19 protein-coding genes are annotated in these 15901 nt (G+C 65.5%); 10 read left to right on the top strand and 9 right to left on the bottom strand.

The features are described 5' to 3' along the window. Positions 1-8: 8 nt before the first annotated feature. Positions 9-842: a hypothetical protein gene (locus M1D93_RS03520; protein ID WP_461173805.1), complete on the bottom strand. Its 834-nt coding sequence runs from the start codon at positions 840-842 to the stop codon at positions 9-11. 234 nt (positions 843-1076) lie between these two features. Next, a complete protein-coding gene (locus tag M1D93_RS03515; protein WP_461173804.1) occupies positions 1077-1745 on the bottom strand; it encodes a TrmH family RNA methyltransferase in 669 nt (222 codons plus the stop codon). A 70-nt stretch (positions 1746-1815) separates the two neighbouring features. Between M1D93_RS03515 and M1D93_RS03510 the strand changes: the two genes are divergently transcribed. Then, positions 1816-2646 (top strand): HAD-IIA family hydrolase, encoded by an 831-nt coding sequence (locus M1D93_RS03510; RefSeq protein WP_461173803.1) that lies wholly within the window; start codon positions 1816-1818, stop codon positions 2644-2646. An 8-nt stretch (positions 2647-2654) separates the two neighbouring features. Here M1D93_RS03510 and M1D93_RS03505 read toward each other — a convergent pair whose 3' ends face one another. The 4 genes from M1D93_RS03505 to pyrE all read right to left on the bottom strand — a co-directional run bounded on the left by M1D93_RS03505 (position 2655) and on the right by pyrE (position 5970). After that, the gene (locus M1D93_RS03505) at positions 2655-3695 is read right to left on the bottom strand and encodes a thioesterase domain-containing protein (RefSeq protein ID WP_461173802.1); all 1041 of its coding nucleotides are present in this window, start codon (positions 3693-3695) and stop codon (positions 2655-2657) included. 69 nt (positions 3696-3764) lie between these two features. Then, a complete protein-coding gene (locus M1D93_RS03500) occupies positions 3765-4415 on the bottom strand; it encodes a hypothetical protein (RefSeq protein WP_461173801.1) in 651 nt (216 codons plus the stop codon). An 85-nt stretch (positions 4416-4500) separates the two neighbouring features. Continuing rightward, the gene (locus M1D93_RS03495; RefSeq protein ID WP_461173800.1) at positions 4501-5268 is read right to left on the bottom strand and encodes a GAF and ANTAR domain-containing protein; all 768 of its coding nucleotides are present in this window, start codon (positions 5266-5268) and stop codon (positions 4501-4503) included. Between the two features lie 117 nt (positions 5269-5385). Further along, on the bottom strand, positions 5386-5970 hold the full coding sequence (gene pyrE, locus M1D93_RS03490) for an orotate phosphoribosyltransferase (RefSeq protein WP_461173799.1): 585 nt from the start codon (positions 5968-5970) through the stop codon (positions 5386-5388). A gap of 74 nt (positions 5971-6044) precedes the next feature. On the opposite strand from pyrE, the gene nadE reads away from it, so the two are divergent. After that, positions 6045-6899: an ammonia-dependent NAD(+) synthetase gene (gene nadE / locus M1D93_RS03485; protein WP_461173798.1), complete on the top strand. Its 855-nt coding sequence runs from the start codon at positions 6045-6047 to the stop codon at positions 6897-6899. Between the two features lie 119 nt (positions 6900-7018). Here nadE and M1D93_RS03480 read toward each other — a convergent pair whose 3' ends face one another. Then, positions 7019-7813, bottom strand: coding sequence for an IclR family transcriptional regulator (locus M1D93_RS03480; protein ID WP_461173797.1), 795 nt, complete (start codon positions 7811-7813; stop codon positions 7019-7021). Positions 7814-7994: 181 nt separating this feature from the next. Between M1D93_RS03480 and M1D93_RS03475 the strand changes: the two genes are divergently transcribed. The 3 genes from M1D93_RS03475 to M1D93_RS03465 are packed head-to-tail and all read left to right on the top strand — an operon-like array spanning position 7995 to position 10651. After that, positions 7995-8726, top strand: coding sequence for a CoA transferase subunit A (locus M1D93_RS03475; RefSeq protein WP_461173796.1), 732 nt, complete (start codon positions 7995-7997; stop codon positions 8724-8726). A 27-nt stretch (positions 8727-8753) separates the two neighbouring features. Further along, complete coding sequence (locus tag M1D93_RS03470) at positions 8754-9461, top strand: CoA transferase subunit B (protein WP_461173795.1); 708 nt, start codon at positions 8754-8756, stop codon at positions 9459-9461. Beyond that, positions 9458-10651, top strand: a complete 1194-nt coding sequence (locus tag M1D93_RS03465; RefSeq protein WP_461173794.1) for an acetyl-CoA acetyltransferase — start codon at positions 9458-9460, stop codon at positions 10649-10651. The genes M1D93_RS03470 and M1D93_RS03465 overlap by 4 nt, the downstream gene beginning before the upstream one ends. A gap of 116 nt (positions 10652-10767) precedes the next feature. Here M1D93_RS03465 and M1D93_RS03460 read toward each other — a convergent pair whose 3' ends face one another. Both M1D93_RS03460 and M1D93_RS03455 read right to left on the bottom strand, forming a co-directional pair. Next, a complete protein-coding gene (locus M1D93_RS03460) occupies positions 10768-11469 on the bottom strand; it encodes an ankyrin repeat domain-containing protein (RefSeq protein WP_461173793.1) in 702 nt (233 codons plus the stop codon). Positions 11470-11478: 9 nt separating this feature from the next. After that, a complete protein-coding gene (locus M1D93_RS03455; protein ID WP_461173792.1) occupies positions 11479-12048 on the bottom strand; it encodes a GlcG/HbpS family heme-binding protein in 570 nt (189 codons plus the stop codon). A 207-nt stretch (positions 12049-12255) separates the two neighbouring features. On the opposite strand from M1D93_RS03455, the gene M1D93_RS03450 reads away from it, so the two are divergent. The 5 genes from M1D93_RS03450 to M1D93_RS03430 all read left to right on the top strand — a co-directional run bounded on the left by M1D93_RS03450 (position 12256) and on the right by M1D93_RS03430 (position 15851). Further along, on the top strand, positions 12256-13512 hold the full coding sequence (locus tag M1D93_RS03450; RefSeq protein ID WP_461173791.1) for a sensor histidine kinase: 1257 nt from the start codon (positions 12256-12258) through the stop codon (positions 13510-13512). Further along, entirely contained in the window at positions 13509-14135 is a 627-nt protein-coding gene (locus tag M1D93_RS03445; protein ID WP_461173790.1) for a response regulator, read from the top strand. Before M1D93_RS03450 ends, M1D93_RS03445 begins: the two co-directional genes overlap by 4 nt. A gap of 131 nt (positions 14136-14266) precedes the next feature. Continuing rightward, on the top strand, positions 14267-14470 hold the full coding sequence (locus tag M1D93_RS03440) for a cold-shock protein (protein ID WP_013599688.1): 204 nt from the start codon (positions 14267-14269) through the stop codon (positions 14468-14470). Between the two features lie 169 nt (positions 14471-14639). Continuing rightward, positions 14640-15032, top strand: coding sequence for a hypothetical protein (locus M1D93_RS03435; protein ID WP_461173789.1), 393 nt, complete (start codon positions 14640-14642; stop codon positions 15030-15032). A 33-nt stretch (positions 15033-15065) separates the two neighbouring features. Beyond that, entirely contained in the window at positions 15066-15851 is a 786-nt protein-coding gene (locus tag M1D93_RS03430) for a MerR family transcriptional regulator (protein WP_461173788.1), read from the top strand. Positions 15852-15901: the final 50 nt, after the last annotated feature.

The raw sequence follows: 15901 nt of genomic DNA, 5'->3' as shown, positions 1-15901 counted from the left end.
AATTGCCCTTATCTGTCATTTCGGCTCCAGCCCTTGCTTTGTAGCGCCCGCCTGACCTTCTGCACGACGGCGGGGCGCTCGCCTTCGAGGTGCTGCTTGCAAATCCGGACTTCCATCCAGCCCTGTGAGGCGGTCATGTCCTGCCGACGGATATCCCTGAGGTACTGCTCCGCGCCGCCATGGTGTTCACCGTCATACTGAAGTGCAATCTTCCATTGTGGGTAGGCTGCGTCCGGCCAAAGGACAGGAACTCCACGCTGGTCCAACAGCACGTGGTTCAGGAGCGGTTCCGGTAGCCCGGCATCAATGAGCAGCAGGCGCATCCGGGTCTCGGGTGCAGAATCCGATCCCACTCGAATCAGGTCAAGCGCTCCGCGGGCAGTGCGAACGCCCCTCATCCCGGGATGCTGACCGATGATGCCGCGCAACTCTTCGATACTGCAGATGGCCTCCTTTGAGCGTGGGAACGCGGATCCATGGGAGCAGACGAGATAGTCGCCCACCGCCACCAGTTCCGCCACTTCAAGCATGGAAGCCAAGTCCAGCCAGGTCCGCGCAGGCGAGGTGAGCCGGACGTCGTCGTACTCCGTCACCTCATCCGGGAGGAAAGTCAACAGGTGCCCTACGACGTTGGCACGACGCGGGAAGCTGAAACCGCGGCGCCGGGCGAGGTGGATCCGCCAGTCACCGGTCCATCGGGCTGGCAACGGCACGCCCCAAACGTGCGCGGCCGACAATGACGCCAGGATCGACGTGTCGTCAAGGTCAGTGTAGGCCCGCAATGCCAGCGGCCCCGTGGCTTCAGACTTTGCCGGCACCCGGATTCCCCGTGAAACAGTCACCAGGTCCTTCGCCGCCGTGCGCGTACGCGTGACCCCGGCCTTGTCGGAAGCCCGGAGGGAAAAGGAACCGTTGGTCAAGTGAGGTGGAAGGGCTGCCCTGCGCATCCCCCATTCTCGCCCGGTAGGACTGGCCGGAAGGAGTTATCCACATCCCACGCATCAAGAACACAGCGAGATGGCATTTAACGGCAATCCGGGGCGCCAGCTTTGCCGTTAAATGCCATTTCGCGCACCCTACACGTGCTGGTTGAACACGTGCCGGCGTACCCAGGCGTGCATGGCGATTGCGGCTGCCGAGGCCGCATTGATGGACCTGGTGGACCCGAACTGCTCGATGGACAGGGTGGCGAGGGCGGCCTCATGCACCTCGGGGGTCAGCCCTGGGCCTTCCTGGCCAAACACCAGCACGCAGTCCTTGGGCAGTTCGTAGGTTTCGAGCGGAACGGAGTCCGGGAAGATGTCGATCCCGATGATCGCCAGCCCCTCCCCCTGCGCCCAGGCCACAAAATCCTCCACGGTGGGGTGGTGGCGGACATGCTGGTAGCGGTCGGTGACCATCGCGCCCCGGCGGTTCCACCGCCGTCGTCCGATGATGTGCACCTCCTTGGCGAGGAAAGCATTCGCTGTGCGCACCACCGTGCCGATGTTGAGGTCGTGCTGCCAGTTTTCGATCGCGACGTGGAAGTTGTGCCGCCGGGAGTCCAGCTCCGCCACGATCGCGTCATGCTTCCAGTAGCGGTACTTGTCCAGCACATTGCGGCGGTCGCCGTCCGCCAGGAGGTCAGGGTCCCAGTGGTCACCCTCCGGCAGCTCGCCTTCCCAGGGTCCGACGCCGACTTCCGGCTTTTCGCCCGGCCCCTCCGGGGGTGCCTCTCCGGATGCTGCTGGCGGTTCGGACGTCATACCGGGCGTTTGGTTCACCCCTCAACACTAGACTGGACCTTTCGGGCTTTCATCACCGGCGGAGGTAGGCATGGCAGAAGCGGACAAGGTTAAAGGGTCACCTTCGGTGTACCGCAGCGGGCAGGACATCGAGTGCTGGCTGACGGACATGGACGGCGTCCTGGTCCACGAAAACCAGGCGGTGCCCGGCGCCGCCGAGCTGATCCAGCGGTGGGTGGACACGTCCAAGCGCTTCCTGGTGCTCACCAACAACTCCATCTTCACCCCGCGCGACCTTGCCGCGCGGCTGCGTGCCTCCGGGCTGGAGGTTCCGGAGGAGAACATCTGGACATCAGCCCTGGCCACCGCCCAGTTCCTCAAGAACCAGGTGGAGGGTTCCGGTTCCGGGAACCGCGCCTACACCATCGGTGAGGCAGGACTGACGACGGCGCTGCACGAGGCCGGCTTCATTCTCACCGACCAGGACCCGGACTTTGTGGTGCTCGGCGAGACGCGCACGTATTCCTTCGAGGCCATCACCACCGCCATCCGTCTTATCCTGGCCGGGGCACGGTTCATCGCCACGAACCCTGACGCCACCGGACCATCCAAGGACGGACCCCTACCGGCTACCGGCGCCATCGCAGCCCTCATCACCAAGGCAACGGACCGGGAACCCTACATTGTGGGCAAACCCAACCCGATGATGTTCCGCTCCGCCATGAACCAGATTGACGCGCACTCCGAGACCACCGCCATGATCGGGGACCGGATGGACACGGACATCGTTGCGGGCATGGAAGCAGGGCTGCACACCGTCCTGGTGCTCAGCGGGATCACCCAGCGCGAAGAGATCGGCTCGTACCCGTTCCGACCCAACCAGGTGTTGAACTCCGTGGCGGACCTGAAGAACCAGATCTAGGTCCGGCGCTAGAAGACCGTCACCCGGGATCCTCCCCGGGGCAACGGGAAGTTCTCGTCCAGGAGCTCGTCCAGGATGGGCCGGTAGATGTTTGGGTTCCAGCCGGGGCTGGCGTGGGCGGGGGCGGCCCCTTCGGTCTGAAGCCCGCTGGAAACCATGTTCGCCTTGAACGCCACCGCCCATGCCTCCACCGCCGTCTGGTAACGCACGGTGCGGTCGCGGGGGTTGCCGATGTAGGCCATTTTGGCTCCGCCTATTTTGTCCGTGAACCGGGTCCCATCGAAGTGGTAGATGTAGGCAGACTCCGACTGGACGAGCAGGCTGGACGGTGCGATCGGCGACAGCTGTTCGAGCGTCTGGTCAAGGATCTGCCGCCAGCTCCGTTCATCCTTATGGATGACCCGCTCCCCCAGTTCATAGCCACCGCGGAGGGCGGACGGGAACCGAAAACCTCTTTCGTACAGGAACACCACGCCGTCGAACCAGCTTTGGTCCAGGACGTCGTGCTTGCTGTACGGGCTGGAGTCCAGGACGATGAATTGCACCTCCAGCCCATGGAGCTCCCGCAGCCGGGCGGCTACCTGGGTGGCCACCATTCCACCGAAACTGTGCCCGTAGAAAAACAGCTTGGTGAGCTTTTGGGCACGGACGTACTCGATGACGGCGATAACAACCTCATCAATGTCCAGGCCCAGGTTGGAATAGCCGATGGCGGCGAGCCTGGCGCGCTTGTTCAACGCGCCACGAAGGGAGTTGAGGATCCACTGCGCCTCTTCCCAGCTGGTTTTATAGCCGGGGAACAAGAACCAGCTGGCGTCCGGATAGTACTCATCAGCGAAATCGTCCGGAACAGCCAGGACCCGGTTCACCTGGCGGGCAGACTGCACCTGCCGCGTGAGCAGCATGTCTGCGGCTAGCAGGCCTGACAGGCCTGCTCCCGCCAGGAATCCCCGGCGGGAAAACTGTTTCAGGGCAGCAGCATCCTGCAGCAGCCGGACTCCATAAGCCCCGCGCCGGTCCTGCGGATAAACTTCCCCCTCATATGGCACACCCCTACCGTAGGCACACCGGAAGACACCGTCGCAAGAAGCCGCCGGTAACCTTTCAGTGACGCCGTGTCAGCTGGCAGCCTGTCCTTCCGCTGCCGCAACCGGGGCTGCGGTGTCCTGCTGGCGGCGCAGCATCTCCTGCCCGATGTCGTCGTACCGGGCCAGCAGGTCAGACCCCGGGAAAGATGCAGGGTTGTCCAAAAGGGTGAAGAGGGTGTCACTGGCGAGCAGCAGTTCCTCATCCGAGTACTCCTGCAGCGCGCGGCCGCACAGCACCTCGAGCCCGGTCAGATCCAACGGCGGGATCCCGGCTTCACCGGGGGCGGCAGCCGGGTAGCCAAGGGCGCTGATGTCTGCAACGGCGCCGGCCGGAAAGCCGTCGAGGATTGTCAGTGGTTGCCCGGCGGAGCCCGAAGCTGCAGCCCATTCGTTCCCGGCGGGCGAAAGATCAAGGGAAACCCCTGCGCCGGAAATCCCGGTCAGGCTCCCGGTGTCGATGGCGTTGAGGTCACTGCGCAGGCCCGCCAGTGCCGAGGACTCCACCAAGGCAGCGCGGGAAAGCTCCACCCGGATGTGGGAACGGATCCCCATCCTCCTGATGCGGCGGATGATCTGGACAAGACCCGGCCGGGAGTCCTGGTTGAGGCTCCCGCGGACATCAATGCAAACAATGTCGGCAGGGACATCAAGGTTAACGAGGGCGTTTAGTGCGCGGTCCATAGGTACTCCAAAAAAGGGTGTCTATGGCCGACGGCTCAACCTCGGTAAGCGTAACCTCCAGCACGAGCCACGCACAAGCCGTTCGTCACGCGGTCTGGTCGGCCTGCCGCTTCCCTGGTTCCTGGTAATGCGTGCGCGTCCCCGCGCCTCCTACGGAGTCCACCAATGATTTGGCGATATCGCGCAGCTTGGTGTTGCTGTTGCTGGAGGCTTCGGTGAGGATGTTGACCGCTGCCTCCTGGCTGCACCTGTTCTGTGCCATCACAATGCCGATGGCGATGTCGATGATGGTCCGGGACTCCAGGGTTGCCCGGAGATTTGCGGCGCTGTCCGTATGCAGCGAGAACCTCACTGCGAGCCTGAGCGCCTGCGAAATTTCCCTTGTATAGCCACGGGCCTTTGCGGTGGCACGCTCATCGAATTTATGGGGGACGTCGGAGTACAGGTTCAGTGCAGCCTTCGCCTCGCCCTGCAGGTTGAAAGGCAGCGACAGTACTGACCGCAGCCCGTGCGAGGCCACTGCTGACGCGTAGTCCGGTCCCCAGCGGTCCTCCTCGAACAGGTCCGGAACATGGACTTCGCGTTCCTCTTCCGCCGCAGTGAGGCAGGGGCCCTGGGACAAGGAGTACTGGATTTCGTCCACTTCCCGGGCGGAGTCGCTGCTCCAGCCAATCGTCGCCGCCTTGCGGTCCCGGAGCAGGGTGATGCCGCAGAGTGCGTCATCGCCGTCGCCGGCCACCTGATGCGCGGAGAACCGCGCCAGTTCGTTCAGGAAGGCCTCGAAGTCGGCACTTTCCAGAATGAGGTTCTGGATCTGGTCGGTCGCGCTCAAGGGCTGTTGAGGGGGGAGCATCGTGCACGTTCTCCGTACGGGAAATTAAGGGGATAACGCAAATGATAAGCCAGCCCTACGTCCCGCTCCAACACCGGAGCCCGGGCACAGGGCGCCCGGGCTCCTCAACGACGGGGACTAGGAAAGCCCGAGCTCGTCCTTGCCGAAGGCAAAAAGGTACGGAACCCCGGTCTCCGCTTCGATTTTTTCCTTGGCGCCGGTGTCCCGGTCCACAATGACGGCGACAGCCACAACATTGCCCCCGGCCTTGCGGACGCCTTCCACTGCCGTCAGCGCCGAACCGCCCGTGGTGGAGGTGTCCTCGAGGACCAGCACTTTGCGGCCCTCCACGGACGGGCCCTCAACCTGGCGGCCCATGCCGTAGGACTTCTGGGCTTTGCGGACCACAAACGCGTCAACATTCCGGCCGGCGTCGACGGCGGCGTGCATCACCGCGGTCCCCACGGGGTCGGCCCCCATGGTGAGTCCGCCCGCGCACTCGAAGTCGATTCCGGCGTCGTCCGCCAGCGCCAGCATGACCTGGCCCACGAGCTTGGAGGCCTCGTGGTGCAGCGTGATGCGGCGGAGGTCAATGTAGTAATCGGCTTCCGCTCCGCTGGACAGGATTACCTTGCCGCGGACCACGGCGAGTTCCTTGATCAGTTCCAGCAGGCGGGCTCGGGCGGCTGCAGCGTCTACTGCAGTGTCACTGGGGGAAGTCATGGACTCCAGTTTAGTGGGGGCGTGCCGGTGTGGATGCTTGAGGCGGACTGACAGGCCTGACTAGGCTGGACCACATGCGCGAACTCCAGGCCAGCATCATCGAAGAAATGGGCGTTCAGCCCCGGATCGACCCCGCCGGGGAGGTGCGCAAGCGCGTCACATTCCTGAAGGACTACCTGAAGGCCACCCACACCAAGGGCTTCGTCCTGGGTATTTCAGGCGGACTGGACTCGTCCTTGGCCGGAAAACTGGCCCAACTGGCCGTCGAGGAGCTCGAAGCCGAGGGTGTGGACGCCAACTTCGTGGCCGTGCGGCTGCCGTACGGCGTCCAGCACGACGAGGAAGATGCCCAGGCCGCCCTGGACTTCATCCAGCCCAAGACCGAGTGGACCTTCAACATCTCGGCCGCCGTGGACGGCTTCGAGGACGAGTTCGAGAAGACCGTGGGCTCGGAAATCTCCGACTTCCACAAAGGCAATACCAAGGCACGCACCCGCATGATCGCGCAGTATGCGCTGGCTGGCGAACACAACTACCTGGTGGTCGGCACGGATCACGGCGCGGAGTCCGTCACCGGCTTCTTCACCAAGTACGGTGACGGCGGCGCCGACATCCTTCCGCTGTTCGGCCTGAACAAACGGCAAAACCGGGCCCTGCTGGCCGAGCTCGGCGCGCCCGCCCGCGTCTGGGAAAAGGTGCCCACCGCGGACCTGCTGGACGACAAGCCGGGCCGCACGGATGAGGACGAACTGGGCCTGAGCTACGACCAGATCGACGATTACCTGGAAGGCCGGGACGTTCCCGAATCCGTGGCTGGGCTGATCGAGGAGAAGTACCTGCGCACCCGGCACAAGCGCACCGTGCCCGTCACCATCTTTGATACCTGGTGGAAGCACCAGGGCCCGGAAGAGCCGCGCGCAGGGCTGTAGGAATCCAGCCGGGAATTCAGCTCAGGGCCGCTGAATTCCCCAGTTTTGCCAAGCACGACGGCGCGCCGCACCGGAAAGGGCGGCGCGCCGTCGTCGTTCCCCGGCAAACATGGGGAGACTCAGCGGGGCCGGCCGCCCTTCCCGTCGCCGCCCAGCTGCTGGGTGATGCGGTGCGCCTCGGCCATCAGGAGACTGCCCAGCTCTTCCTGCCGCTCGGGCTTGAAGCGCGGCTCGATGCCCGTGAGGGAAAGCGCCCAGGCGGGCCTGCCGGACGCATCGAATACCGCGGCGCCCATCCCCCAGCTGCCTTCCAGGACCAGCCCCGGGTTCACCGAGTAGCCCGCCAACCTGGTCTGTGCGAGGTTGGCCCGGACGCGTTCCTCCGTATGCGCCGCAGCGAAAGCACCTGCGTGTTCCGCCCACCCCTTTAGCAGCTCCTCCTGCTCGGCCTCGGGCAGGAACGCCATGATCGCAGTGCCCGCGGAGGCCACACCGAGGGGGAACCGGACGCCCTCGTGCAGCACAAAGGACCGGACCGGGAAGCTCCCCTCCTCGCGCAGCAGGCACACGGTCTCGGAACCGCGGCGGATGGAGAAGAAGGCACTCTCGCCGGTGGCCTCGGCCAGCCTGCGGAGGCTTGGCCGGGCAATGTCCTCCAGCGGAAACCGCGCAGCTGCCACCGACCCCATGAGGAGCATCTCGGGGCCCAGCACCCACTTCCCGCTGCCGGCATCGTGATCCAGCAACCCCTCCGATGCGAGGGAGGTGAGGAGCCGGTGGACGGTGGGCCTTGTGAGACCGGATTCCTTCACCAGCACGGACAACGGCATCCCTTCCGAACTGCGCCCCACGAGCCGCAGCAGCCTGGCAATGCGGCTGACTACCTGGGCTCCCTGCACTGGCGAATTAGTCATTTTCCTCCTTCGGCATCCACAATGTGGACTCCTCGAATGATACCGTCCACACTGTAAAAACTGACTTCAAACCGGAATTTTCACTGCTTGACAGCCCCTCCGCGCCGCCCGTAGTGTCCCTTCTCAAGCCCCGCGTCCACAAGATGGACCACCACCGCGGGATTCTCAATGAGGAGGCGCCATGTCCAAACTTCAGCCAGCAGCCACCGACGCCCTGGCGGGGGCACTGCAGGACGGCATCACCATCGCCGTCGGCGGATTCGGCCTGAGCGGAATTCCCGCGGACCTGATCGAGGCCGTTCGCGACTCCGGCGTCAAGGACCTGACAGTGGTCTCCAACAACATGGGGGTGGACGGCAAGGGCCTGGGCATCCTGATCGAGGCTGGCCAGGTCCGCAAAGTCATCGCCAGCTACGTGGGCGAAAACAAGCTCTTCGCCGAGCAGTACCTGGCCGGCAACCTGGAGGTGGAGTTCACCCCGCAGGGCACCCTGGCGGAGCGCCTCCGAGCCGGCGGCGCCGGCATCCCCGCTTTCTACACCAAAACCGGCGTGGGCACCCTGGTTGCCGAAGGCAAGCCGCACGAGGTGTTCGACGGCGAGACGTACGTCCGCGAGCGCGCCATCAGGGCCGACGTCGCGCTGGTCCATGCGCACACCGCAGACACGGACGGAAACCTGATTTACCGCTACACCGCCCGGAACTTCAACCCGGTGGTCGCAACCGCCGGCCTCCTGACCATCGCGGAGGCCGAGGTAATCGTGGAACCGGGCCAACTGGATCCCAACCACATCGTCACGCCGGGCGTGTTCGTCCAGCGCCTCGTCCAGGCCAGGGACCGGGTCAAGGACATCGAGCAGCGCACCGTCCGGCAGCGCCCCATTGCCGTGCAAACCGAAGCCCTGACCGTCTGAGCGACCAACGATACAAAGGAGACCCCCATGGCCTGGACCAGGGATGAAATGGCTGCCATCGCAGCCGAAGAACTGAACGACGGCGACTACGTCAACCTGGGCATCGGGATTCCCACGTTGGTGGCCAACAATTTGCCCGATGGCGTCCGGGTTGTGCTGCAGAGCGAAAACGGGCTGCTGGGCATGGGACCGTTCCCCTACGAGGGCGAGGAGGACGCCGACCTCATCAACGCCGGCAAACAGACCGTCACCGTGCTGCCCGGCGGAAGCATCTTCGACTCCGCCACATCATTCGGCATGATCCGTGGCGGCCACGTCAAAGTGGCCATCCTGGGGGCCATGCAGGTTTCCGGGAACGGGGACCTCGCCAACTGGACCATCCCCGGCAAGATGGTCAAGGGCATGGGCGGCGCCATGGACCTCGTGGCAGGGACACCGCGCGTGGTGGTTCTCACCGAGCACAACGCCAAGGACGGCAGCGCCAAGATCGTGCGGCAGTGCACGCTTCCCCTCACCGGCCTTGCCGTGGTGGACCGGATCATCAGTGACCTCGCGGTCTTCGACCTCGCGAAGAATGAGCAAAAAGCGGGCGACGGCGGGCGGCAGCTCACGCTGACCCGCCTCGCCCCGGGGGTCACCGTGGAGGAAATCCGGGAAAAGACGGAGGCCGAATTCACCGTGGCCCTGGACGGGCCTGCGACGCCAGCCGATGCCCTGGAAGGACCAACGGCATGAGCCTGCAGGAACAGTTCGGCAAGGATGTCCTGCTGACCGGCTGGGGGCACAGCCGCTTCGGTAAGCTGACGGAGGAAACCCTGGAGTCCCTGATCGTCCAGGTTGCCACCGAGGCCATCGCGAACGCCGGGATCGAGCCCGGCCGGATCGATGAAATCTACCTCGGCCAGTTTAACTCCGGGATGATGCCGCTGGCCTTCCCGTCATCACTTGCCCTGCAGGTTTCGGAAGACCTGGCAAACGTGCCCGCCACCCGGGTGGAGAATGCCTGTGCCTCCGGTTCCGCGGCGTTTCAGCAGGGCACCAAGTCCCTGCTGGCGGGCACGGCGAAGACAGTGCTGGTGATCGGCGCGGAAAAGATGACCCATGCGGGCGCCGACGTGGTGGGCGCAGGCCTGCTGGGCGCCGACTATGACATGGCGGGCAAAGCCTCCACCACAGGCTTCACGGGCCTCTTTGCCGAGGTGGCCAAGCACTACGGGAAGCGCTACGACGCCGACGGAAAACTGGGCGACGTCCTGGGCAGCATCGCCGCCAAGAACCACCGCAACGGCGTGGACAACCCCTACGCCCAGCTGCGCAAGGACCTGGGCGAAGACTTCTGCCGCACGGTCTCGGACAAGAACCCGATGGTCGCCGATCCGCTGCGCCGCACTGACTGCTCTCCCGTGTCCGACGGCGCCGCCGCCGTTGTGCTGTCCAGCTCCCCGACGGGCGGCGTCACTGCACCCGTGCGGCTGGCAGGGTTCGGCCACGCCAACGACTTTTTCCCCGCCTCCCGCCGGGACCCGGTTGCCTTCAACGCCACCCGGGTGTCCTGGCAGCGCGCGCTGGCCATGGCCGGCGTCGGGCTGGAGGGCCTGGACTTCGCGGAAGTGCACGACTGCTTCACTATCGCCGAACTGCTGATGTACGAGGCGATGGGCCTGACGGAACCGGGCCAGGGCGCCCGCGCAATCGAGGAGGGCTGGGTGTACAAGGACGGCAAACTGCCCGTCAACGTCTCCGGCGGCCTCAAGGCCAAGGGCCATCCCGTGGGAGCCACGGGAGTATCCCAGCACGTCATCGCCGCCATGCAGTTGACCGGGACGGCGGGCGGCATGCAGCTCGCCAGCCCCCGCCGGGCCGCGGTCCAGAACATGGGCGGCGTGGGCATCGCCAACTACGTCAGCGTCCTCGAGGCTGTGTAGGCGCCGAACCTCCCCACCTTCGAGGTACGACGGCGGCGTGCCGCGCCAAAAGTGCCGCGCGCCGTCGTACTTTTCCGGCAAAGGTGGGGAAACCCAGCGGCGGGCTGCGGCTGAAATCAACCCCGGACGCGAAGCAAGGCAGCGATCTCCGCGAAGCCCATCCGTTCGGCGTTCTGCAGCGCTGTCCTTCCCTGCGAATCCCTGATGTTGGGGTCGGCCCCCGCCGCCAGGAGAAGCCGGACCACTTCCTGCTGCCTGGGCCCGCCGTTGTTGAGCAGGATGGCCTCCTGCATGGCGGTCCAGCCAAGGTTGTTGACATGATTGACCGGGACACCAGCATCGATCAGGATCTGCACCGTCTCCACGTGGCCATGTTCGCTGGCCGGGATGAGGGCTGTCCCGCCGTACCGGTTGGCGCTGGCGACGTCTGCCCCGGCAGCCAACGTCAGCCGGAGCACCTCATTGAATCCTTCGGCGCCCGCGTAGAGGAAGGCCGAATCCTGGATGGCGTCCTTGGCGTTCACATTGGCCCCGCGGGCAATCAGCTGGCTGACCAGGGGCACGTTGTTGGCTTTGGCTGCGGCTACGAGTTCCTGGTCAAGCTGCGCCTGCGCTTCCGGGGAGAGCGCAGGCGGCGTGGTCGCCGGTGCGGTTGCCGGCGCGGGGGACGTTGGGGATAAAACCCGGTCCCCCGCGGGCGGCTGGGCGTCCGGGGTGGCCAGGACCGACGGCGGTGGGGACGCCGGCTGCTGCTCGCCAGGGCCCGCCTGGCACGCAGCCAGGCTTAGCATCAGAAACAAGGCCCCGAACCACCTCATGCGCTTAGCCTACTTAGCGGCACCGGCGGTCGCGATGGCATCCGCACCCGCCGCAGCACAGGCCTCATCCAGCGCGCCATCGGGAGCGCCGCCGACGCCGATGCCCGCTACCGAAACCCCGTTCACCTTCAGCGGGACGCCGCCGGCAAGGAAGAGCGTGCCCGGGAGGTCGGCGATGCTGGGGCCGGTTCCGTTGATCCGTTTGGCCAGTTCACTGGTGGGGGTTCCGAAGGCGGCGGCAGTGTAGGCCTTCTGCTGTGCGGCTTCAATGGTGTGCTCGGCCGCGTTGTCACCTCGAAGCAGCGCCTGCACAGTCCCGAAGCGGTCCACAAGTGCCACCGTCACAAAGGGAAGCTTGTCAGCCTGGCATTTGGCCAGCGCCGCTTCCACGGCCTCGGCTGAGGCGCCAACCGAAATTCGGTTCTGCTGCACCACGTTCTCGGGGACGGGCTGGATGTCGACAGCAGGGACCGCAGCGGGAGCGGAACCGGCGCCGGCATTTGCGGCAACCGTCACTCCGGCGGTGAGGGCAAGCGCGCTGGCGGCTGCGGCGGCAAGAACTTTCGTGGACTTCTTCATGCTGTTTCCTTTGCTCGGAGCTCCACCTTCGGAGCGGGGTTCGTTTCATCCCCAATCCTTCCGGGGCTCCGGCTGCCTGCCATCGGGCCTTTGGCTGTACCGTCCTGCTCCGATGGGCCAGCCGTATCAGCCAAAAGGCTGAGAGACTGTGCAAGGGCGGGGGCAATAGCATGGTGGGTAGCATTCCCCACCGGAACCGGACCTCCCATGCCTACCCAAGCCAGCCCCGCCCCGGCCGCACCCGTCCCAGGCCCGACCGCTGCCGGCGGGACAGGCCCGCACGGCACCAGCGCGTCCATCAGCAACGCAGCCCGCTTCGGCAGCATTAACGCCGCAGTTCATCTTGGCTTCGCTGTCCTGCTGGTCGCGTCCCTGGTGAGGTACGTGATGCGGCATAGCCCTGCCGACAATGTTTTCGTCCTGGGACTGGCTGCGGCCGCCTGCCTGCTGTACTTCGCCGTCGCCATCCTCGCATCGCGCGGGAAGCCCGGGGCGCCGTGGGTATTCACCCTGGTTGCAGTGTGGGCGGTCCTGGTCATCGCGGCGCCGAGCTTTGCCTGGTGCTCCTTCGCACTCTTCTTCCTGTGCCGCAGTGCACTGAGCGGCGCGGCCGCCTACGCAGCGGCCGGAGCCACCGCTGCTGCCACCGCGGCAGGGCTGTTCCGGTTAAGTGGCGGCACTGACCTTGCCATGCTCCTCGGCCCGCTCGCCGTGGGTCTGATGCTGACCTTGATCTACGACAGGATCCAGCACGACGCCGAGGAACAGCGCCGCCTGCACGCGGAAATCTTCCTCGCCCAAGGGCAGCTGGCGGCCAGCGAGCGCCGGGCAGGAACAATCGCCGAACGGGAGCGTGTCTCCAGGGAAATCCACGACACCGTGACCCAGGGTCTGGCCAGCAGCCTGCTCCTGCTGGAAGCAGCCGACAGGGCATGGCCCAGCCCTTCAGCCCACGCCGATCTCGGCCAGGCCACCGCATTGCTGCGGGGCAACCTGTCCGAGACCCGCAGCCTGGTCCATGAACTCGCCTCCCCCGGACTGGACGCGTCGCCCCTGCCTGAGGCCCTGCTTTTCGCGGCCAGGCAGTACGTCCCGGATGCCAGGCTCCTGGTCACCGGTGACCAGCGGCCCGTGCCGCCGGATGTGCGCCACGCCCTCCTCCGGGTGGTCCAAAGCGCAGCATCAAACATCAAGCTTCACGCGGGCGCCGCTACGGCCACGCTCACCCTCGGCTACCTTCCGGACGCCGTTACTTTGGACATTCACGACGACGGCGCCGGCTTCGATCCCGCGGCGGCAGCACCGCCGTCGGACGCTGGCGGGTACGGTCTGCGCGCCATGCGGCAGCGGGTGGAGCAGTTAGGCGGCGTTTTCTCGGTGGAAAGCGAACCCGGCCACGGGACCATCGTCGCGGCCCAGCTGCCCGCACCGGCGGAGCCGGGAAGCAAGGAAGAGCCCGCATGAGCCCCATAACAGTGCTGCTGGTGGACGACCACCTGGTGGTGAGAAGCGGTCTGCGCGCCCTGCTGGGCACCCAACCCGACATCGCCGTCGTCGCCGAGGCTGCGTCCGGGCAGGAAGCGCTGCAACGCCTGGAACAGGACGCCGTCGCGGTAGTGGTGATGGATCTGGCGATGGGCGCAGGCATGGACGGGATCGAAGCCATCCGGCGGATCCGCGAGCGCAACAAAGGTCAGGCGATCCTGGTGTTCACCACCTACGACTCCGATGCGGATATCGTCAGGGCAGTGGACGCCGGAGCGATGGGATACCTGCTGAAGGACGCCGCACCTGATGAAATTTTCGCGGCCATCCGCGGGGCGGTCCAAGGCAAGAGCGTCATGAGCGCACCCGTGGCCTCCCGGCTATTCCAGCAGCTGCGCAATCCCGACGAAATCCTCACTCCGCGCGAGGCCGAACTGCTCAGCCTCCTCACGCAGGGCCTCAGCAACCGGGAACTTGGACAGCGGCTTTTCATCTCGGAGGCCACCGTTAAGACCCACCTCGCCCACATCTACGCCAAGCTGGGAGTGGAAACCAGGGCCGCTGCCATTGCCACCGCAATCCGCCGCGAGGGCATGCGCTGACAACACTTAAATGTCGTTACCCTTGCAAGGTTGGCGCCAGCCCCGTACGTTGGGGGTGCGGGGGACGTTCTCCGCGCACCTCGGGCCGGTGGCCCGGGGAGAGAATCAGAGTCACACGAAGGAATGCAGCCATGGCAACAGGCACAGTTAAATGGTTCAACGCCGAAAAGGGTTTTGGCTTCATTGCCCCCGATGACGGGTCCGCTGACGTTTTCGCCCACTACTCCGCAATCGCCAGCAGCGGATACCGCTCACTCGATGAGAACCAGAAGGTTGAATTCGATGTGACCCAGGGTCCCAAGGGCCCGCAGGCAGAGAACATCCGCCCGCTCTAAGGCTTCGGCTTGCCTCCTGCGCCTGCAGGAGGAACCACGCCACGGCAGCGGCCTCCCTAACCTGGTTGGAGGGGCCGCTGTTTTGTGTTCCCAGTGCCCGGGCCCGCCCACGGCGAGGACTTCCTGTCCCCTCTCCCTAACCCTGGGCGGGTGCTGGGACAATTGAACTATGACCGGACAGCACCCGGATGACAAGGTTCCGGGCAACGACCCCCCGAAGGATCCGTGGGAAGAGTTTGACAGGCTTCCGCCTGCCGCGCCCGACCGCGTACCCGGACAGCCCGGCGGGGAGCCCCAGGGGTTCGGTTTTCGAACCGGAGTCCGCAGTGCCCGTGTCGCCGTCGGCTTTGCCGTCTACACCCTGGTGCTGGGAACAGCGCTCGCTCTTGCGGGCTGTATCGTTTTTGTTGCCGAAAAACAGTGGCTGCTTGTGGCACTGATGGTCCTCATCGAGGCAGTTTTTATCTTCGCCTTCACGCGTCTCGTCGCCCAAGCCCGTGCCCGCGCGCCCCGCACCCGCACCCGCCCAATGCGTCACAGAAATCCGGAAAAACCTGCTTGACCTTGACGCTGCGTCAAACCTTACGCTCGGAGCATGGAAGCAACCGAAGCCCAAAGAGGCGCGGACTGGTCTATCCAGGACGTTGCCAAAATGGCAGGCACAACAAGCCGGACCCTCCGGCACTACGACGACATCGGGCTGCTGAAGCCCAGCCGCGTGGGGACTAACGGCTACCGCTATTACGACGGCGGAGCGCTCGTGCAGCTGCAGCGGATCCTCCTGCTCCGGGCACTCGGGCTGGGGCTGCCAACCATCGCCGAGGTCTTCCAGCAGGAGACAGACGCTGTCAAAGCGCTGACCGGCCACCTGGCCTGGCTCCGGCAGGAGCAGGAGCGGCTGGCCCGCCAGGTTCTGGCCGTACAAGAAACAATCGAAACAGTGAAACTGGGAGGCGAGCTCATGGCCGAAAAGATGTTTGATGGCTTCGACCACACACAGTACAAGGACGAAGTGGAGGAACGCTGGGGCAAGGATGCCTACGCCAAAAGCGACGCCTGGTGGCGGGGCATGGGAACGGAGCAGAAACAGGAGTGGAAGTCCAGCGCCGAAAAGCTGGGCAACGACTGGATCGTGGCGTCCGGATCAGGTCTCGCCGCTGACAGCCCCGAGGCGCAGGACCTGGCGCGGCGCCACGTCGCATGGTTGACGTCCATCCCCGGCACTCCCGCTTCGGAAAGCGGCGGGGACGTTAAGGGGTACGTCGTGGGGCTGGCGGAGATGTACGTCGCCGATGCCCGGTTCGCGGCCAACTACGGCGGCGAAGCGGGTGCCGGCTTCGTACGGGATGCGCTGCGGGCCTACGCGGAAAGGAACCTTTAGGAGCTACTGCCGGCACGACGGCGGGGTGCGGCCAGGGAAGCCCGGTACGG

It is taken from the genome of Arthrobacter sp. Z1-9, assembly GCF_054792695.1.
Note: the sequence above shows the minus strand (reverse complement) of the source record. Positions and strands in the feature narration are given on the sequence as shown.